General features: G+C 73.0%; 17 protein-coding genes. 3 read left to right on the top strand and 14 right to left on the bottom strand.

The annotated features are described in order from the left end of the window. The 11 genes from V7050_RS07505 to htpX form a co-directional block, all read right to left on the bottom strand. On the bottom strand, positions 1-443 hold a 443-nt coding region (locus tag V7050_RS07505; RefSeq protein WP_324410428.1), incomplete at its 3' end, for a DUF3422 family protein. Positions 444-588: 145 nt separating this feature from the next. After that, the gene (locus V7050_RS07500; RefSeq protein WP_324366195.1) at positions 589-1,740 is read right to left on the bottom strand and encodes a DNA recombination protein RmuC; all 1,152 of its coding nucleotides are present in this window, start codon (positions 1,738-1,740) and stop codon (positions 589-591) included. After that, positions 1,737-3,587: a DNA mismatch repair endonuclease MutL gene (gene mutL / locus V7050_RS07495; RefSeq protein ID WP_324366193.1), complete on the bottom strand. Its 1,851-nt coding sequence runs from the start codon at positions 3,585-3,587 to the stop codon at positions 1,737-1,739. The genes V7050_RS07500 and mutL overlap by 4 nt, the downstream gene beginning before the upstream one ends. A 40-nt stretch (positions 3,588-3,627) precedes the next feature. Further along, positions 3,628-4,944, bottom strand: coding sequence for a M16 family metallopeptidase (locus tag V7050_RS07490; RefSeq protein ID WP_324366218.1), 1,317 nt, complete (start codon positions 4,942-4,944; stop codon positions 3,628-3,630). Between the two features lie 5 nt (positions 4,945-4,949). Then, positions 4,950-6,293 carry a M16 family metallopeptidase gene (locus V7050_RS07485; protein WP_324366191.1) on the bottom strand — a complete coding sequence of 448 codons (1,344 nt, stop codon included), beginning with the start codon at positions 6,291-6,293 and terminating at the stop codon, positions 4,950-4,952. 83 nt (positions 6,294-6,376) lie between these two features. Further along, positions 6,377-6,904 carry a DUF3035 domain-containing protein gene (locus V7050_RS07480; protein ID WP_324366189.1) on the bottom strand — a complete coding sequence of 176 codons (528 nt, stop codon included), beginning with the start codon at positions 6,902-6,904 and terminating at the stop codon, positions 6,377-6,379. Positions 6,905-6,953: 49 nt separating this feature from the next. Continuing rightward, positions 6,954-7,460 (bottom strand): signal peptidase II, encoded by a 507-nt coding sequence (lspA, locus tag V7050_RS07475; protein ID WP_324366187.1) that lies wholly within the window; start codon positions 7,458-7,460, stop codon positions 6,954-6,956. A gap of 409 nt (positions 7,461-7,869) precedes the next feature. Beyond that, the gene (gene purH / locus V7050_RS07470) at positions 7,870-9,462 is read right to left on the bottom strand and encodes a bifunctional phosphoribosylaminoimidazolecarboxamide formyltransferase/IMP cyclohydrolase (protein WP_324366185.1); all 1,593 of its coding nucleotides are present in this window, start codon (positions 9,460-9,462) and stop codon (positions 7,870-7,872) included. 33 nt (positions 9,463-9,495) lie between these two features. Continuing rightward, on the bottom strand, positions 9,496-11,214 hold the full coding sequence (locus V7050_RS07465; RefSeq protein WP_324366183.1) for a heparinase II/III family protein: 1,719 nt from the start codon (positions 11,212-11,214) through the stop codon (positions 9,496-9,498). A 64-nt stretch (positions 11,215-11,278) separates the two neighbouring features. Then, positions 11,279-12,580 carry an RsmB/NOP family class I SAM-dependent RNA methyltransferase gene (locus V7050_RS07460; protein ID WP_324373647.1) on the bottom strand — a complete coding sequence of 434 codons (1,302 nt, stop codon included), beginning with the start codon at positions 12,578-12,580 and terminating at the stop codon, positions 11,279-11,281. Next, entirely contained in the window at positions 12,577-13,485 is a 909-nt protein-coding gene (gene htpX / locus V7050_RS07455; protein WP_324370274.1) for a zinc metalloprotease HtpX, read from the bottom strand. Before htpX ends, V7050_RS07460 begins: the two co-directional genes overlap by 4 nt. A gap of 66 nt (positions 13,486-13,551) precedes the next feature. On the opposite strand from htpX, the gene V7050_RS07450 reads away from it, so the two are divergent. Further along, a complete protein-coding gene (locus V7050_RS07450) occupies positions 13,552-13,740 on the top strand; it encodes a DUF1674 domain-containing protein (protein WP_324370272.1) in 189 nt (62 codons plus the stop codon). Positions 13,741-13,762: 22 nt separating this feature from the next. Then, complete coding sequence (locus tag V7050_RS07445) at positions 13,763-14,566, top strand: glycosyl transferase (protein ID WP_324370270.1); 804 nt, start codon at positions 13,763-13,765, stop codon at positions 14,564-14,566. Between the two features lie 224 nt (positions 14,567-14,790). Here the strand turns inward: V7050_RS07445 and polA are convergent, their stop codons facing one another. After that, on the bottom strand, positions 14,791-17,667 hold the full coding sequence (gene polA / locus V7050_RS07440) for a DNA polymerase I (protein WP_324373646.1): 2,877 nt from the start codon (positions 17,665-17,667) through the stop codon (positions 14,791-14,793). Position 17,668: 1 nt separating this feature from the next. Beyond that, the gene (locus V7050_RS07435; RefSeq protein WP_324370556.1) at positions 17,669-17,848 is read right to left on the bottom strand and encodes a zinc-finger domain-containing protein; all 180 of its coding nucleotides are present in this window, start codon (positions 17,846-17,848) and stop codon (positions 17,669-17,671) included. Positions 17,849-17,948: 100 nt separating this feature from the next. Between V7050_RS07435 and V7050_RS07430 the strand changes: the two genes are divergently transcribed. Next, complete coding sequence (locus V7050_RS07430) at positions 17,949-18,887, top strand: ABC transporter ATP-binding protein (protein ID WP_324370554.1); 939 nt, start codon at positions 17,949-17,951, stop codon at positions 18,885-18,887. A gap of 98 nt (positions 18,888-18,985) precedes the next feature. Here V7050_RS07430 and V7050_RS07425 read toward each other — a convergent pair whose 3' ends face one another. After that, positions 18,986-19,366 carry a histidine triad nucleotide-binding protein gene (locus V7050_RS07425; protein ID WP_324370552.1) on the bottom strand — a complete coding sequence of 127 codons (381 nt, stop codon included), beginning with the start codon at positions 19,364-19,366 and terminating at the stop codon, positions 18,986-18,988. Between the last annotated feature and the right edge of the window lie 181 nt (positions 19,367-19,547).

Raw genomic sequence — 19,547 nt, 5'->3', positions numbered from 1 at the left:
TCGACCATCACCTCCATCACCTCGGGCGGTGCCGGCTGGATCCAGAGGATGCAGAAGGTCACGAGCTTGCCGGGCGCCGCCGCCAGCCAGTCCTGCGGGAAGAGCTTGAAGATCTCGTCGGAAAAGGGCTCGGCGCCCATCTGCCCGGAGAAGAGCGTGTAGGTGACGAATTCGGTATGCATCTCCCATTTCAGGAAGGCACGCCCCAGCGCCCCGGAATAATGGTTCGCGCCCGGCGCCGGATGCGGCGCGCCGAAGCGGTCGAGCAGCGCGGTCAGATGCTCGAGATCCGCCGCGCGGTCGCGGTCGGCCGCGGCTTCGGGCTCCTTGATCGCGAGAAGGACGGCCCGCGTCGGCGGCTCCAGCACCGGAAAGGGCCGGGCATGCAGTTCGTTCGCCAGACGGTAGCGGTCCGGATAATCGCCGAGTGCGAGCTGTGCCATCTGCGCCCCTGCCCTGTCCCCGATACTGTTCCCTGTCCCCCGGTGCCGTCAGGCTGCCATGCCGGGCGGAGGGAGATCCATCGCCCCGGATCCGCCGCGGTCATGTTGCACCGCAGCGTGACCGGGAGGCAACAGGTGCCGCCGCCTAGCTCCGGGGCGGCGCCCCGGCGGCTTCCGCCATCGGCAGGGTATCAGGATCGGTCTCGCCGCGGAAGTCGACCGATTCGAGCCGGCGGGCGCGCCGCTGCGCCCGGTCGGTGGAGATCCGGATCTCCTCCACGTCGCGGCGCGCCTGGTCGAAATGCCGCTCGAGGCTCGCCACCCGCCCGCCGAGGCGCTCGATGTCGCGGTGCAGCAACCCCAGCTCGCGCCGGATGGCGTCGGCCTCGGCCCGGAGCCGCGCGTCCTTGAGCACCGCCCGCAGGGTGTGCAGCACCGCCATGCAGGTCGTGGGCGAGACGATCCAGACCCGCAGGTCGAAGCCCTCGCGCACCAGCTCGCCGAAACTGGCGTGGAGTTCCGCATAGACCGCCTCGGAGGGCAGGAACAGCAGCGCGCCCTCCGCCGTCTCGCCCTCGAGGATGTATTTCCCGGCGATGGCGCGGAGATGGCTGCGCATCGCCCCGCGCATGCGGCGCTGCGCCTCGGCCTTCGCGGCCGGGCTCGTGGCGGCGACCAGCGCCTCGTAGGCCTCGAGCGGGAATTTCGCATCGACCGCGATCGGCCCGGGCGGATGCGGCAGATGGATCAGGCAATCCGCCCGGCAGCCGTTCGAGAGCGTGGCCTGGAAGGTGGCGGCGTCGGGCGGCAGCGCCCTCGTGACGATCTCGCGCAGCTGGATCTCGCCGAAGGCGCCGCGGGTCTGCTTGTTGGACAGGATGTCCTGGAGCCCCAGCACGTCGCCCGAGAGCTTGGTGATATTGGCCTGGGCGCGATCGATCGTCTCGAGCCGCGCCTGGAGGTCGCCCAGCGATCGCGCCGTGCGCTGCGCGCTCTGCCCGAGGCTGTCGCCGAGCAGGCGGCCGACCTCGGCCAGCCGCCGCTCCATCGTCTCGGCCATGCGCGCCTGGGCGGCGGCCTGCGCCTCGGCCACATGGACGATGCCGCCGTGCAGCTGGTTCTGCCCGTCGTTGAGCGCCCGCACGGCGCCGTCGAGATCGGCCAGATGGCGCGCGAGCGGCGCCGGGCCGCGGCCCGCGCGCCAGAGCCGCCAGAGCAGCCAGGCCACCGCGAGGCCGGAGGCCGCCCGGACCAGCGGATCGTCGAGCAGGGCCGAAAGGCCGGCGGCGTCGATCATCGCCGGCCGAACAGCCGCTCGATGTCCGCCCGCTTGAGCTCGATCCAGGTCGGGCGGCCGTGGTTGCACTGGCCCGAGAAGGGCGTCGCCTCCATGTCGCGCAGGAGCGCGTTCATTTCCGCCACGGTCATCCGCCGCCCCGCGCGCACCGAGCCGTGGCAGGCCATGCGGCTGAGCACGGCGTCGAGCCGCGCCCTGAGCCCGCCCTCCTCCTCCTCGCTGAGCGCATCGGCCACATCCGCGAGCAGGCGCCGACCGTCCACCTCGCCGAGGATCGCGGGCGTCTCGCGCAGGCAGAGCGCCGATCCGCCGAAGCTCTCGTAGACCAGCCCCAGCCCGGCGAGATCCTCCGCGGCTTCGAGCAGCCGCGCGCAGGCCGCCGCGTCGAGCTCGACGATCTCGGGGATGAGCAGGATCTGGCTCGACGGCGGCCCCTTGGCCAGCGCCTGCACCTTGAGCCGCTCGTAGACCAGCCGCTCGTGGGCCGCGTGCTGGTCGACGATGACCATGCCGTCGGCGGTCTGGGCGATCACATAGGTCTCGTGGAGCTGCGCCCGCGCCACGCCCAGCGGCAGGTCGGCGGGGGGGAGCCCCTCCTCGGGCGCGGATGCGCCCTCCTCGGGGCTCGCGGGTGTCTCCACCCGCGCCGACCAGCCCTCCGCGCCGAGCATGTCCTCGGCGAAGCCGCCCCACCCAGCCCGCGGCGGGCTCCAGGCCGGCGGCCGGCCCGGGTCGGCGGGCGCCTGCGGCCGGAAGGCGCCGAGCATGCCCCGGGCGGTCGTGCTCGCCCCGCGATGGCCGGCCTCGGCCAGCGCCGCGCGCAGCGCCCCGAGCAGGAGGCCGCGGATCAGGCCGGGATCGCGGAACCGCACCTCGGCCTTCGCGGGATGCACGTTCACGTCCACCAGCTCCGGCGGGCAATCGAGGAAGAGCGCGGCCGCGGGATGCCGGTCGCGCGGGAGCAGGTCCGCATAGGCCGCGCGCAGCGCGCCGAGCAGCAGCCGGTCGCGCACCGGCCGGCCGTTGACGAAGAGATGCTGCGACACCGCCGCGCCGCGCGAGAAGGTCGGAAGCGCCGCCATCCCCGACAGCCGCGCCCCGTCGCGCAGAGCATCCACGGGGACCGCGTTCGCGACGAAATCCGGGCCGAGGATTGCCCGCAGCCGGCCGCGCAGCGCCCCGAAGAGATCGCCGGTCTCGGGCGCGAGGTCGAGGATCGTGCGCGGCCGCCCAGGGTCGGAGACGTCGTCGAGCCTGAAGCCGACCCAGGGCGCGGCCATTGCCAGGCGCCGGGTGACCTCGCCGATCGCCTGCGCCTCGGCGCGATCGCTGCGCAGGAACTTCAGCCGCGCCGGGGTGGCGGAGAAGAGCCCCTCCAGCTCGACGCGGGTGCCCCCGGCCAGGGCCGCGGGGCGCACCGGCGAGGGGTCGTCGCCGCGCACGCTGACCGTGGCGGCGCCCGCGGAGCCCGCGGCGCGCGAGGTGATCGTGAGCCCGCCGACCGCGCCGAGCGAAGGCAGCGCCTCGCCGCGGAAGCCGAAGGTGAGGATATGGGTCAGATCCGTGCCGTCAATCTTGGAGGTCGCGTGGCGGGAGAGCGCCAGGGAGAGTTCCTCGGCCGGAATGCCGTGACCGTCGTCGGTGACGCGGATCAGGCGCTTGCCGCCGTCGGCATAGGCGATGTCGATCCGCCGCGCCCCGGCGTCGAGCGCATTCTCGACCAGCTCCTTGATCGCGGAGGCCGGCCGCTCGACCACCTCGCCCGCCGCGATCCGGTTGGCGGCGGCGGCGTCGAGCTGGCGTATTGCCGGCGGTTTACGCTCTATGTTGGGGCACGCGACGTTCATGCCCCAATTTGTAGCACGGCCGCAGGCCGGCCCGCCACGGTTAATTCGTGGCCTGCACGCCCTCCGGCCGCCCGACCACCACGAAGGTCAGGTGCTCGGGGTCGAGGATCCGGCGCGCGACGCGGGCGATGTCCTCGCGCGTGACCGCCTCGACCAGATCGTTGCGCTCGTTGACATAGTCGATGTCGAGGCCCGCGGTCTGCAGGCCGAGCAGCTGGCCGGCGATGCGCTCGTTGCCGTCGAAGCGCAGCGGATAGGCGCCGGTCAGGTAGCGCTTGGCGTCCTCGAGCTCCGCCTCGGTGACGCCCTCCTCGGCCATGAGCGCCCATTCCTCGCGCAGGATGCCGAGCGCCTCGGCGACCCGGCCGTTGGCGCTGGAGAAGCGGCCCATGTAGAGCGCGCCGAAATCGCCCGGCGCGAGATAGGTGTAGATGCCGTAGGTCAGCCCGCGCTTCTCGCGCACCTCCTCGGTGAGGCGCGAGCCGAAGCCGCCGCCGCCGAGGATGTGATCCATCACGAAGGCGGGAATGAAGTCGGGATCGTCCCGCGGGATGCCCGCATGGCCGAAGACCACGACCGACTGAGGGATGCCGAGGTCGATGACGCTGAGCGTTCCCGCCGTGGCCGGCTCGGCCACTTCCGGCAGCGGGGCGCCGGTCTCGGGCAGGTCGCCGAAGAGCCGGTCGAGCAACGGGCCGAGCCGCTCGGCGTCGATGTCACCGACCACGGCGATCATCAGCCGGTCCTTCGCCAGCGCCGCGCGATGCGCCGCCCGCACGGCCTCGGCATCGAGATCGGCCACGGTGGCGAGCGTGCCGTCCGGCGGCAGGGCGTAGGGATGGCCCGGGAAGGCCTCGGCATAGAAGGCGCGGGAGGCGATGGCGTCCGGGTCGGTCTCGTCGCTGCGCAGGATCGAGGCGACCTGGCCACGCACCCGCGCCACGGCCTCCGCATCGAAGCGGGGCTCGACAAGTGCCGCGCGCAGGAGATCGACGGAGGCGTCGAGATTCTCCGACAGCATCCGCGCCGAGACCGCGACCTCGTCGCGGCCGGCGTCGAAGCTGAAGCCCGCCGCGAGGTCGTCGCGGGCCTGGGCGAAGGCGGTGGCGTCGAGATCGCCCGAACCTTCTTCCAGGAGCGCGGTCATCAGGTTGACCGCGCCCGCCTGACCTTCCGGATCGAGCGCGGATCCGCCGCGGAAGCTCGCTTCGAGCGAGACCATCGGGATGGTGTGGTCCTCGTAGAGCCAGGCGGTGATGCCGCCCGGCGAGGTGACGGGAACGATGTCGATGGCCGCCCGCGCCGGCAGCGTCGCCGCCAGCGCCAAGAGGAACGCCGCCGCGAGGGCGTGCAGGATGCGGGTCATTGGCCGACGACCTCCACCGTCTCGGGCGCCATCATCAGGCTCGTCACCGCGTTCTCCGGCCGGAAGACCGCCTGCGCGGCCGCCCGGACCTCCTCGGGGGTGACCGCCTGGAGCAGGTCCGGCCAGGCCTCGACATCCTCGAGCGTGAGCCCGGTCGCGAGCTCGCTGCCGACCTGGCGGGCGCGGTACTGCAGGTTGTCGCGGTCGAAGATCCGGTCGGCGCGGATGCGGGTCTTGATCCGCTCCAGCTGCTGCGGGTCGGGGCCCTCGGCGACGAAGCGCGCCAGCAGGGCGTCGAGCCGTTCCTCGGCCTCGGCGAGGCTCACGTCCGGCTTCGGGACCACGTAGACGTTGAAGCTCTGCGGATCGACGCCGGTATCGGCGTAGGAGGCGCCGGCGTCGATCGCGACGCCTTCGGCGAGCTGCAGCTCCTGCGCCATCACCGAGGTGATCCCGGGGCCGCCGAGCAGCTCGGCCAGCACGTAGAGCGCCGCCGCCTCGCGCTGGTCGCCGGGCCTGCGCTGCGGCGCGAACCAGCTGCGGGTGACATAGGGCTGGCGGACGCGGGGGTCGCGGAATTCCAGCCGCCGCGCCGCGCGATGCGGCGGCTCCTGCGGGCGGATGCGCGGGCCGATGGCGTCCGAGGCCGGGATCGGGCCGAAATGTTCGCGCGCCAGCCGCTCGACCTCGGCGGCCTCCACGTCGCCCGCGACCACGAGGATGGCGTTGTTCGGCGCGTAATGCGCCCGGTAGAAGGCCATCGCCTTCTCCTCGTCGAACTGCTCCATCTCGTGCATCCAGCCGATCACCGGCCGCCCGTAGGGATGGTTGTAGTAGAGCGCGGCGCGGCGCTCCTCGGCGAAGAGCCCGCCGGGATCGTTCTCGACCACCTGCCGGCGCTCCTCCATCACCACGTCGCGCTCGGAGAGCACCGCCTCCGCGCCCGGATCGAGGTCGGTCATGCGGTCGGCCTCCATGCCCATCACCAGATCCAGCCGGTCGGCGGCGATGCGCTGGAAATAGGCGGTGTAATCGGTGGAGGTGAAGGCGTTGTCGTCGCCGCCGTTGGCTGCGACGATCTTGCTGAACTCGCCGTCCGCGAGCTCGTCGGTCGCCTTGAACATCAGATGCTCGAGGAAATGCGCCAGCCCGGATTCGCCCGGCGTCTCGTCGGCGGAGCCGACGCGGTACCACACCATCTGGGTGACGACCGGGGCGCGGTGATCCTCGATCACCACGCCCTGCAGGCCGTTCGGCAGAGTGAAGCTCTGGATGTCGCCGTCGGCGGCCCGCGCCGCGGACCCCGCGGCGGCGAGAAGCAAGGCGATGGCAAGGCGCATGGCGGCTGTTCCCGGCGTGACTGCGATGCGCAGAGTATCGCCGGCGCCACCAAGATCAACCGGAGGCCACGCAGGCGTGATCGTCACTCGCTCACGAGGGAAGGCGGCGGCGAGGGCACCTGGTAGCCCCGGGCGCGCAGGCGCTGGAACTCGGCGCCGGCGTCGAGGGTCATGTCCTTGTAGATCAGCGCGTCCTGGTCCCTGGCGAACCAGCGCTCGAGCAGCAGGCCGCGATGGGTCCGCCGGTATTCGACGTCCTCGGCCGCGAGGGCCGTGCGGATCTGCGGATCGGCGCCCCCGGCGCGGGCGACGAGGGCGTTGCCGCTCGCCACTCCGGCCGGACCCGCCCGGCCGGTCAGCCCCGCCACGGCCTCGGGGCCGGGGTGGTAGTCGACCAGATTGGCGGTGCCCGGCGTCGGCACCGGCAGGGCGGCGAGGTTCTGCGGCATTTCGAGCGGCTTGGTGGGCAGGACCAGGAACTCGTCCGGCGTGTCCCCAACGCCGGAGGAGCGCAGGGCGCCGGCGAGCCCGCCGCTGCATCCCGCCAGCGCGACGGCGCCGGCCAGGAGCAGCGAGGCTCCGAAGAATTTTTCGCTTGCCGGTCCGGCCATGGTGATCCCCGTCGACAGGCACCGTCTCTAGCGCACTCGGATCGGCGCGTCACGTCCTGTTGCGCGGCTCCGGCGCCTTGTCGCGGTCCGGGCTGCGGGCGAAGAGCAGCAGCACCGCCACCCCGCCGAAGATCGCCGCATCGGCGACGTTGAAGGCATAGGGGTTGCGGAGGCCGCAGCAGCTCATGTTCAGGTAATCCGCGACGGCGCCGTATTGCAGCCGGTCCCAGACATTGCCGAGCGCGCCGCCGATGATCGCGCCGACCCCGATCGCCGCCGCCCAGCCCTGGCTGCGCCGCACCCAGAGCGCGAGGCCGGCGACGATCGCGAGCGCGAGGCCCACCAGGAACCAGCGCCCGGCGTCGCCCATGTCGAAGAGGCCGAAATTGACGCCGCGGTTCCAGGCCATGGTCAGGTTGAGCCAGGGATCGAAGACCGGGATCGCCAGCCGGTGGCGCAGGTCCAGCATCTCCACGACGAAGATCTTCGAGGCGCGGTCGATCAGGAAGACGATGGCCGCGACGATGGCGGCCCGGGCGAGGTTGCTGCGGGGCATGTCTGGTCGCTCCGTCGGGTTGGCCGGACCCTAGCGCATGCGCAGGCCGAGCGGAATCCCGAAGTCGGAGCCGGGCCGCCGCGCGGGCGGATTCGGGCGCCGGAAGGGGCGTCCCCATGGGGACAGATTGCAACATGTTGTTTTGTATGGAGAAAAGTGTTAACGGCGTCGAACTGGCCGGCGCGCGGGGTGCGGCCTTTTGCCGGGGCGCAGCCATGGGACAACAGGGGTCCGGCGGAGGGCCGTTGGTAGAGCAGGCAATGAAGCATGGGCGGCACGCGCCCGGGTGGGCGCGAAGCGCCCGCCATGGGGCGGGCGGGCGCTGCCCGTGCTGGCGCACGGGCGGGACTGTGGCGGTATTGCGCGCTGTTCGAGCGCCGCGTGTAGGGCGCGCAAGCCGCGGGCGCGTTCAGTGGCGGAAATGCCGCATGCCGGTGAAGACCATGGCGAGGCCGGCCTCGTCCGCGGCGGCGATCACCTCGTCGTCGCGGACCGATCCGCCGGGCTGGATCACCGCCGTCGCGCCGGCCTCGGCGGCGGCGAGCAATCCGTCGGCGAAGGGGAAGAAGGCGTCCGAGGCCACCACCGCGCCGCGGGTCGGCGGCTCGGCCAGCCCCAGCACCGTCGCCATGTCGCCGGCCTTGCGCGCGGCGATGCGCGTGGAATCGACCCGGCTCATCTGGCCGGCGCCGATGCCGACGGTCGCCCCGTCGCGGGCATAGACGATGGCGTTGGACTTGACGTGCTTGGCCACCGTCCAGGCGAAGAGCAGATCCTCGAGCTCGCGGCCCTCCGGGGCGCGACGGGTCACCACCCGCAGCGCCTCGCGGCCGATCCGGCCGGCGTCGCGGTCCTGCACCAGCAGGCCGCCGGCGACCTGGCGCCAGGCGAGGCCCGGGGCGCCGGCCTCGGGCAGGCCGCCGGCCACCAGCAGCCGCAGGTTCTTCCTGGCGGCGAAGATCGCCGCGGCCGCCTCGCTGACCTCCGGGGCGATGACCACCTCGGTGAAGATGCCGGCGATCTCCTCGGCGGTCTCGGCATCGAGGGCGCAATTCAGCGCGACGATGCCGCCGAAGGCCGAGGTCCGGTCGCAATCGTAGGCGGCGCGATAGGCCGCGAGCGCGGTCGCGCCGCGCGCCACGCCGCAGGGATTGGCATGCTTGACGATCACGCAGGCCGGCCCCGCCTCGGGCGCGAATTCCGCCACGAGCTCGAAGGCCGCATCGGTGTCGTTGATGTTGTTGTAGGAGAGCGCCTTGCCCTGGAGCTGGCGCGCCGTCGCCACGCCGGGCCGGGCGCTGCCGTCGCGGTAGAAGGCCGCCCCCTGATGCGGGTTCTCGCCGTAGCGCAGGATCTCGCCGAGCCGGCCGGCCAGCACCCGGCGGCGCGGCGCCGGCATCCCGAGCGCCCCGGCGAGCCAGCCCGAGACCGCCGCGTCATAGGCGGCGGTGCGGCCGAAGGCGGTCTGGGCCAGCACCTGGCGGAAGGCGGCGCGGGTGGCGCCGCCGGTCGCCTCGAGCTCGGCGAGCAGGGCGGGGTAATCCTCCACATCCGTCACGGCGGCGACGAAGCAGTGGTTCTTGGCGGCGGCGCGCAGCATCGCCGGGCCGCCGATGTCGATGTTCTCGACGCAGTCGTCGTATCCGGCCCCGGAAGCGACCGTGGCCTCGAAGGGGTAGAGATTGACCACGAGCAGGTCGATCTCGCCGATGCCGTGGGCGTCGAGCGCCGCCCGGTGCGAGGGTTCGTCGCGCAGCGCGAGCAGCCCGCCATGCACCATCGGGTGCAGGGTCTTCACCCGCCCGTCGAGCATCTCGGGGAAGGCGGTGAGCTCGGCCACGTCGCGCACCGGCAGATCCGCGGCGCGCAGGGCCGCCGCGGTGCCGCCGGTGGAGAGGAGCGCGATGCCGCGCGCGACCAGCGCGCGGGCGAGATCGGCGAGGCCGGTCTTGTCGGAGACGGAAACGAGCGCGGTCCGGACCGGGACGAGATCGGGGGACATGATGGGAGGGGTTCTCCTCGTCTGCGGCGGGGATCAGGCCGCGGCGGGCGCCTCGGCGACGCGGTTGAAGGACCAGATGACCTGGCCGAGATAATCGACGACCTCGGCGCGGACAACCAGCTGGCGGCTCTGCCCCGGCGCGGGTTGGGAGGGGTCGAGATAGAGCGCGGGATCGAGGGCGAGCGCGCCGCCGGCGGCGCGGAAGGTCCAGACCTCGCCGCTCGGCAGGGTCAGGGCGACGAGGTCGCGCGCGGCGTCGAACTCGGCCTCGACCGCGGGATGCAGGTGGAAGCGCGCGGCGAAGCCGAGCTTGCCGCCCTTCGCCATCCGGTCGAAAAGCGCGCGCGCCCGCGCGTCGGGCACGGAGAGGATGTCCTCGCCGCGCAGCTCGTGGCCGCGGGCGTCGAGAAAGAGCCGGCGCTCGTGCAGCATGCCGTGGCTCGCCGCATAGCCGTCGTGGGTGGCGAGCAGCCACTGGCCGGTGGCGTCCTGGGCCTGGCGCACCGAGACGAGCGAGGGGCCCGCCTCCAGCCGCGCGCCCAAGGTACGGGCGGCGAGCCCGCGCGTCTCGATCCGCGCCGAGGAGGCGCCGCCGATCTCGACGGTGGAATGCGCCGCCGTCTGCCGCGCCGCGATCGCCGCCGGCGCGCCGAAGCCCCGGCCCGGCCCGGCGTTGACCACCACCGCCTGGCGGCCGAGGCTCATCTCGAAGGCGAGCGCGCTGGCATGGGCGGTGAGGGCATGGGACTCGCCCGGCGGCGCGGCGCCGTCCATCTGCACGATCGCCCGGCCGCAGGCGAGGCGGGCATAGCCCATGGGCAGCTTCGGGCGGACCTGCACGCCGGTGCGCAGCTCCGCCAGCGCCTGGTCGATCCGGTCCGCCGAGCCGGGCCCCCCGCCGTGGAAGCGCGCGAGGCTGCCGTCGCCCATGCGCTGGAGCCGCAGGATCGGCACCCCGCGCACGATGGCGGCGAGATGCGCCGGCGCCGCGTGCTGGCCGGCGTTCTCCAGGAGCCGCGCCGTCCAGATCAGGAGGATCAGCACCTCCGCGAGATCCTCCGGGGAGCGGCTGGGCGTCGCGCCCTCCATGTCGACGAGCGCCTCGGCGAGCAGGCCGAGCTCGACCATCGCCAGCCGGTGGCCGGAATTGGGCAGGGCGACGCCCGACCAGACCAGCCCCGCCAGCGCGCGCAGCCGCGGCAGGCCCTCCTCGGCGTCGCCCCAGGTATGGGCGAGGTAGCGTTGCTGGGCGGCGAGCGCGAACCAGAAGCGGTCGGCCGCGGCCCGGTCCAGCCCCTCGGTCAGGAAGGCGCAATGGGAGGTCCAGCGCTTGGTGCGGCGGCCGGCGATCTCGGGCGTCCAGCCCGGGCCGCCGCCGGTGCCGAAGCGGCGGATCCAGTCCTGGACCCAGGACTGGGCCCTTTCGCGTGCCGCGCGCCGGCCCAGCGCCGCGAGGTCGTCGAGCCAGAGGCAGCCCTGGCGCTCGGCCTCGAGTACGGGATCGGCGAGCCGCGCCTGCCAGATCGAGGCCGCGCCGAGCTCGGTGACCCGCCCACGCGCCACCCAGCGCCCGGCGATCAGCCCCTCGCCGAGATCGGCGTCGCCGACCAGCACCGGCTCGGGCAGGGTCTTGGCGACCTGCGGCCGGGTGCCGAGCCGCGCCCGATGCGCCATCAGCCGGTTGCGCATGGCGCGCGTCGGCTGCGCGAGGCGTTCGCCCAGGGCCTGCAGGGTCAGCGCGGTTCGGGACATGGGCGGGCGGCGCGGCTTTCGCTGGGTTTGTCGGCGGCCCTTATCGCCGCCCGGCGGGGACTTGTCACGCCGCGATGGCGGGCTTTCGCAGGCAGGCGGCGTAGAAGCCGTCCATGCCGCCGCGCTCGGGCCAGAAGTCGGGCCGGAGCCGCAGGCCTCCCTTCGCGTCGATCCATTCGGGCGCGATCCCGGGTGATCCGGGCGCGGGCGGGACGGGCTCGGCCTCCGGATGCGCGGCACGGAAGGCGGCGAGCTGCGCCTCGCCCTCCGCCGGCAGCAGCGAGCAGGTGCAGAAGACCAGCCGCCCGCCCGGCGCGAGCCAGTCCCAGGCCCGCGCCAGGAGCGCGGCCTGCAGCGCCAGCAGCGGCCCCAGGTCCCGCCGCTTGCGCAGGAAGGGCAGGTCGGGGTGCCTTCGGATCGTGCCGGTGGCCGAGCAGGGCGCATCGACCAGCACCGCCTCGAAGCGCCGCCCGGGGTGCCAGTCGCGGGCATCCGCGACCACCGTCTCCGCGGCGAGGCCGCAGCGCGCCAGGTTCTCCGCGACCCGGGCCATGCGGAAGGCTGAGAGGTCGAGCGCGGTGACCCGCGCCCCGGCCGCGGCCAGTTGCAGCGTCTTGCCGCCCGGCGCGGCGCAGAGATCGAGCGCCGCCCGCCCCGCCAGCTCGCCGAGGAGCCGCACCGGCAGGGCGGCGGCGGCGTCCTGGACCCACCAGGCGCCCGTATCGTAGCCGGCGAGCCGCGAGACCTGGCCGGGCCGCGCCAGCCGCAGGCTGCCGGTCGGCAGGATCTCGGCGCCCAGCGCCGCGGCCCAGGGCCCCGGCGCCTCGCCGGGCTTCAGGGTCAGGTCGAGGGGCGGCTCGGCGCGATGGGCGCGCAGGATCGCCGCGCCGGCCGCCTCCCCGTATTCCGCCGCGAGCGCCTCGGCGAGCCAGCCGGGCGGGTCGCCCTCGGGGGTCGCTTCCCAGAGTGCCGTGCCGCCCTCGGCCACGCGCCGCCCGACCGCATTGGCGAGCCCGGCGAATTGCCGGCCCCGGGGCAGGGCGCGCACCAGCCGCACGGCGCTGTCGACCGCGGCATGGGGCGGGGTGCCGGCGAGCATCAGGTCGGCCACCATCACCCGCAGCTGGTCGCGCACCGGCGCGGGCGGCAGCCGGCGGAAGAAGCCCGCGAGCAGCGCGTCGATCCGGCCGAGATGGCGCAGGGTACCGGTCGCGAGCCCCTGGGCCCGCGCGCGCTCGGGCGGCGCGAGGCGCGCCAGCGGTCCCCCGGGATCGGCGGTCTGGTCGGCGAGGTTGCGCCCGCGCGCCAGGACCCCGGAGAGCAGCGCCGCCGCCGCCCCCCGCTCGGCGAGGCCGGGCGCGCTCAACGCCGGGCGCCGCGGCGCCCGGTCACGGGGATGGAGCTCTCGCGGAGCGCGGGGCCGGGCCCCATGCCGCCGGCCATGGCCTCGAGCGCGCGGATGCGGTTCTCCACATTGGGATGGGTCGAGAAGAGATTGTCCATGCGCGCCCCGGTCAGGGGATTGACGATGAACATCGAGGCCGAGGCGGGATTGCGCTCGGCGCTCGGCAGCTCCAGCCGCCCGGCATAGGAGGAGATCTTGCGCAGCGCCCCGGCGAGGCCGAGCGGATCGCCGCTGATCTCCGCGCCGAGCCGGTCGGCGGAATATTCCCGCGTGCGGCTGATGGTCATCTGGATCAGCATCGCCGCCAGCGGCGCGAAGAGCACCGCGAGCAGCACCCCGATCGGCCCGAGCGGGTTGCGGTCGTTGTTCGAGTGGCCGAAGAAGAAGCCGAACTGCGCCAGCATCGAGATCGCGCCGGCAACCGTCGCGGCCACGGTCATGGTCAGGGTATCGCGGTTCCTGATATGCGCGAGCTCGTGGGCGATCACCCCGCGCAGCTCGTCCCGGTCGAGCAGCTGCAGGATGCCCGTCGTCACCGCCACCGCGCCGTTCGCGGGGTTGCGCCCGGTGGCGAAGGCGTTGGGCTGGTCGGAGCGCACGAGGTAGATCTTCGGCATGGGCAGTCCGGCGTTGGCCGCGAGCTCGCTCACCATGGCATGCAGATCGGGCGCGCTCGCCCGGGTCACCGGCTCGGCGTGATGCATGCTCAGCGCCAGCCGGTCGGAGTTCCAGAAGGCGAAGGCATTGGTGCCCACCGCGAAGAGGAGCGCGATCAGCATGCCCCCGGTGCCGCCGATCAGCCAGCCGACGCCCATGAAGAGCGCCGTCATCGCCGCCAGCAGCAGCATCGTCCTGAAATAGTTCATGCACCCCTCCGCCCTTGCAGCGGCCTTCCCCCCGACCATATGATGCCGTCCGGCCGAGGAGACAATATGCCCGACGAGAGCGCCGAGAAAGAGGCCCGCATCGCAGCCGCCGCCGCGCGGGCGCTGGCGGAGGCGGAGAAGCGCCGCGCCGCCCGCCCGCCGCTCGACCTGCCCGGGGAGTTGGGCGGCCGCGACGGGCCCGAGCCGGTGCGTTACGGCGACTGGGAGCGCAGGGGCATCGCGGTCGATTTCTGAGGGCGGCGCGCGGGGGGTGCGGATGAAGCAGGTCATCTGCATCAACTGGGGCAGGCGCTACGGGGCGCCCTACGTGAACCGGCTCTATGCCGGGGTGGCGCGCAACATCACGCCGCCCTTCTCCTTCACCTGCTTCACCGACAGCGCGGCGGGGTTTCGCCCCGAGGTGCAGGTGGAGGACCTGCCGCCGCTCGAGGTCGAGATGCCCAAGGGGACCAAGGGCATCTGGCCCAAGGCGCGGCTCTGGAGCGCGCGGCTCGGGCGGCTCGAGGGGCCGGTGCTCTTCATGGATCTCGACCTGGTGGTGACCGGTTCGATGGACGGCTTCTTCGAGCAGGGCGCGCCGCAGGACGTGATCCTGGCGCGCAATCCCAACACGCCCTTCGAGGCCCTGGGCCAGACCTCGCTCTTCCGCTTTCCGGTGGGCAAGCTTCTGCCATTGCAGGAGCGCTTCCTGGCCGATCCGCAGGCGGTGGCGGATAGCTATCAGTTCGAGCAGCGCTTCGTGACGCGCGAGGCGCCAGGGGGCGTGAGCTTCTGGCCCTCGGGCTGGGTGAAGCATTTCCGCCTCGATTGCGCCCGGGCCTTTCCGCTGAACTTCCTGCTGCCGCCGAAGCGTCCCGCCGGCGCCAAGGTGGTGATCTTCCCGGGCGGCCTGCTGCCGCCCCATGCCATCGCCGGGCATTGGGGCAAGCATTACCGGCCGATGAGCCGGGCCGAGCATCTGCGCGGGCTGTTCTCCGCCGAAAGGCCGGACCCGCCGCTGCGCTACCTGCGGCATTTCCTGCTGCCGAGCGACTGGGTGCGGGAGGCATGGGCGGAGTGAGGGCAGCGTCCCTTCCGAACGACCGTTCCTGAGGCCGACTCCCGGGACAGGGATAACGCCGCGCCCCGCGCGGTCCGCGCCACCTTCCCCCGGGCCGAGAAGGCGAGGCGCCGGTGGCGCCTTGCCCAGTCCGGTCGCCCGGCCCCCGGGCGAGATGAATGTCGACCGTGCGGGCCGCTGGCAGTTCTGGTGCAAGGCCGCATCGCGGCGGCCATCGGCCGCGGCTAATGCGCTGCCGCCCAGTTCGGCCCCTGACCGGCATCGACCACCAGCGGCACGTCGAGATGCACCGCCGGGGCGGCGGCGCGCTCCATGACGCCGCGCACCGCGGCGATGGTCGCCTCGACCGCGCCCTCCTCCACCTCGAAGAGCAGCTCGTCATGGACCTGGAGCAGCATGCGCGCCGGCAGGCCGCGGATCGCCTCGGGCACGCGGATCATCGCCCGGCGAATGATGTCCGCCGCCGAGCCCTGGATCGGCGCGTTGATCGCGGCCCGGCTGGCGAAGCCGGCATGCGGCCCCCTGGCGTTGATCTCCGGGGTATGGATGCGCCGCCCGAAGAGCGTCTCCACATGGCCGTGTTCCTTGGCGAAGGCGACGGTGGCGTCCATGTATTCGCGGATGCCGGGGAAGCGCTCGAAATAGGTGTCGATGAACTTCTTCGCCTCCTCGCGCGGGATGCGCAGGTTGTTGGCGAGCCCGAAGGCCGAGATGCCGTAGATCACCCCGAAATTGATCGCCTTGGCCTGGCGGCGCACCATCGGATCCATGCCCTCGATCGGCACGCCGAACATTTGCGACGCGGTCAGCGCGTGGATGTCGATGCCCTCGGCGAAGGCCGCCTTCAGCGCCGGAATGTCGGCGACATGGGCGAGGATGCGGAGCTCGATCTGGGAATAGTCGAGGCTGACGAGCACGTTGCCGGCCTCCGCCACGAAGGCCTCGCGGATGCGCCGCCCCTCCTCGGTGCGCACGGGGATGTTCTGCAGGTTCGGGTCGGTGGAGGCGAGGCGCCCGGTCGCGGCGCCCGAGATGACATAGGAGGTATGCACCCGCCCGGTCTCGGGATTGATCGCCTCCTGCAGCGTGTCGGTATAGGTCGACTTGAGCTTCGAGAGCTGGCGCCAGTCGAGCACGCGGGCCGGCAGCTCGTGGCCCCGGGCCGCGAGATCCTCGAGCACGTCCGCGCCGGTGGCATAGGCCCCGGTCTTGCCCTTGCGCCCGCCCTCGAGCCCCATCTGGTCGAAAAGCACCTCGCCGAGCTGCTTGGGGGAGCCGACGTTGAACTTCCCCCCGGCCAGGCCGTGGATCTCCGCCTCGAGCCCCGCCATCTTCTGGGCGAAATCCCCCGAGAGCCGCGAGAGCCGCGCCCGGTCGACCCGGATGCCGGCCATCTCCATCTCGGCCAGCACAGGGACCAGCGGCCGCTCCAGGGTCTCGTAGACCCGGGTGACCCGCGCGAAGGGCAGCCGCGGCTTCAGCATCCGCCAGAGCCGCCAGGTCACCTCCGCATCCTCGGCGGCATAGGGCGCGGCCTCCTCCACCGGCACCCGGTCGAAGGTCCGCGCCGCCTTGCCGCTGCCGATCAGCGACTTGATCGGGATGCAGGCATGGCCGAGATAGGTCTCGGAGAGATAATCCATGCCATGGCCGTGCAGCCCGGCGTGCAGGGCGTAGGAGATCAGCATCGTGTCGTCGATCGGGGCGAGCGCGATCCCGTGGCGGGCGAGGATCTTGGCGTCGTATTTGACGTTCTGGCCGATCTTCAGAACCGAGGGATCCTCGAGCACCGGCCTGAACAGCGCCAGGGCCTCCTCCAGCGGCATCTGGCCCTCGGCCCGCGCCTCGGCGCCGAAGAGGTCGCCCGCGCCGGCGGCATGGCCGAGCGGGATATAGGCGGCCTCCCCCGGCCCGGTCGCGAGCGAGATTCCCACGAGCCGCGCCCGCATCTCGTCGAGCGAGGTGGTCTCGGTATCCACCGCCACGGCGCCGCGCTCGCGGATGCGCGCGATCCAGGCCTCGAGCGCCGCGGCCTCGCGCAGGATCGCGTAGCGGCTGCGGTCGATCGGCGGCAGATCCGGCGTGGCCGGTCCCTGCGGCGGGGGGTCCCCGGCCTGCGCGGCGCCCGCCGCGCCGCCTTCGGCGGGGCTCGATGCCCCGCCGGAGGCGCCCCCCGCCGGCGGCTCGGGCCGGGCGATGACCGGCGCCTCGACCCCGAGCCTGGCCGCGATCCGCGCCGAGAGGGTGCGGAACTCCATCCCGGCGAGGAAGTCGAGCAACACCTTCGGGTCCGGCTCCCGGACCTCCAGCGCCTCCAGCGGCTCGGGCACCGGCGCGTCGCGCCGCAGCGTGACGAGCTCGCGCGAGATGCGGATCTGCTCGGCGTTCTCGACGAGGGCGGCGCGGCGCTTGGGCTGGCGGATCTCGCCGGCATGGGCGAGCAGCGTCTCGAGATCGCCGTATTCGCCGATCAGCAGCGCCGCGGTCTTGATGCCGATCCCCGGCGCGCCGGGCACGTTGTCGACCGAATCGCCCGCCAGCGCCTGGACGTCGACCACCTTCTCCGGCGGCACGCCGAATTTCTCCTCCACCTCCTGCGGCCCGATCACCCGGTTCTTGAGCGTGTCGATCATCTCGATGCCGGGCGCGACGAGCTGCATCAGGTCCTTGTCCGCCGAGACGATGGTCACCCGCCCGCCGGCCGCCGCCGCCCGGGCCGCATAGGTGGCGATGATGTCGTCGGCCTCGAAGCCCTCGAGCTCGATGCAGGGCAGGTTGAAGGCGCGCGTCGCGTCGCGGATCAGCCCGAACTGCGGGCGCAGATCCTCCGGCGGCTCCGGCCGCTGGGCCTTGTAGGCGGGGTAGATCGCGTTGCGGAAGGTCGTGGCGGAATGGTCGAAGATCACCGCCACATGGGTCGGCGCGTCGTCGCCCTTGGCCTCCTCGACCAGCTTGAAGACCATGTTGCAGAAGCCCGCCACCGCCCCGACCGGCAGGCCGTCGGACTTGCGCGTGAGCGGCGGCAGCGCGTGATAGGCGCGAAAGATGAAGCCCGACCCGTCGATCAGGTGCAGGTGGTGCCCCCTGCCGAAGCCGCCCACCTCAATGGTCCGGGGCGCTGCCCGGCTTCAGCACGTATTTGCGATCGCAATAGCCGCATTCCACGAAGCCGGTCTTCGGGTCGATCTCCAGCCAGACCCGCGGATGGCCCAGGGGTCCGCCGCCGTCGCAGGCGATGCGCGTGCTGGTGGTCTCGATCGTCTCCGGGGCTGCAATCGGCATGACGGGATTCCCTTGGCCTGGCGCGGTTTGACCTCTGATTAGCCCGCATGATAGCCGGGGGGCAATGCCCGGCAGCACCGGCCCGGGCGCGGGGAGCCCCATGGGCGAGAATGCCATCGAGATCCGCGGCCTGCGCAAGGTCTATGCCGGCCAGGGCGGCACGCCGCCCAAGGAGGCGCTGGGCGGCATCGACCTCGACGTGCCCGAGGGCTCGATCTTCGGCCTGCTCGGGCCGAACGGCGCGGGCAAGTCGACGCTGATCAACATCCTCGCCGGCCTGACGCTGAAGACCGCGGGCAGTGTGCGGATCTGGGGCTTCGACCAGGACCGCAACCCGCGCCAGTCCCGCGCCGCCATCGGCGTGGTGCCGCAGGAGCTGAACGTCGATCCCTTCTTCACCCCGCGCGCCGCGCTCGAGGTCCAGGCCGGGCTCTACGGCGTGCCGAAGCGCCAGCGCCGCACCGACGAGATCCTTGCCCGCGTCGGCCTCGCGGAGAAGGCCGAATCCTATGCGCGCACGCTCTCGGGGGGCATGAAGCGGCGGCTCCTGATCGCCAAGGCGCTGGTGCACGGCCCGCCGGTGCTGGTGCTCGACGAGCCCACCGCCGGCGTCGACATCGAGCTGCGCCAGATGCTCTGGGCCTATGTGCGCGAGCTCAACGACGCGGGGACCACCGTCATCCTGACCACCCATTACCTCGAGGAGGCCGAGGCGATGTGCGACAGCGTCGCCATCGTCAACCACGGCGCGATGATCGCGCGCGACCGCACCGCCGCGCTGGTCTCGCGGCTCGACGCCAAGTCGCTGGTCATCACCCCCGAGCAGGCTGTGACGGCTCTGCCGGAGGTGCCCCTGGGCATCGAGGTCGCGCTGCGCCGCGACGGCGCGTTGGTCTTCTCCTATCGTCGCAGCGAGACCCGCGCCGAGACCGTGCTCGATCTCCTGCGCCGGGCGGGGATCGCCATCCGCGACGTGGCGACCGAGGAGCCCGACCTCGAGGACGTCTTCGTCTCCCTGACCCGCGGAAGGGCGGCCTGAGCCCGCCTCCGGGCGCCGCGCACCGGTGCCCCCGTTCCCGGCCGTGCCCCGGCAGCCGCTGAAGCTCGCGTGCAGGGGCGGCTCGGGGGCGCGCTCGCTCAGGCCGGCGCGAGCATGCGCCCGAGCCCCCGCCCGCCTAGGATATGCACATGCATGTGCGGCACCTCCTGGGCGCCGGATTCGCCGGAATTCGAGATCAGGCGGTAGCCGTCGCCGGCGCCGCCCGGCGCCACGCCGCGCTCGGCGCAGATCTTCGCCACGGTGCGGGTGAAGTCGACGATCTCGGCCTCCGTCGCCTCGGCGCCGAAATGGTCGAAATTGACGTAGGCCCCCTTGGGGATCACCAGAACATGTACCGGCGCCTGCGGGCGGATGTCCTCGAAGGCCAACGTGTGCTCGGTCTCGAGCACGGTCCGGTTCGGGATCTCGCCGCGCAGGATCTTCGCGAAGATGTTCTGGTCGTCGTAGTCGTAGGGCATCGGGTCTTCCTCGCTGCCGGGGTCGGCGCTCAGGCAAGCGCCAATGCGCCGCCTCGTCAAGGGCCGGGCCGGGATCACAGAAGCGACCTGTCTGGCAACGCTACCTTTCGCCCGAGCTCAGGGCGAGCCCAGCGCAACCATCCCGCCCGGCGGGCACCGCCGGGCAGCGCCCGCCCCGCCC

Origin of the sequence: Amaricoccus sp. (assembly GCF_036846665.1) — a bacterium.
In the GTDB taxonomy this organism is placed as follows: Bacteria; Pseudomonadota; Alphaproteobacteria; order Rhodobacterales; family Rhodobacteraceae; genus Amaricoccus.
This window is presented reverse-complemented; position numbering and strand designations above follow the sequence as displayed.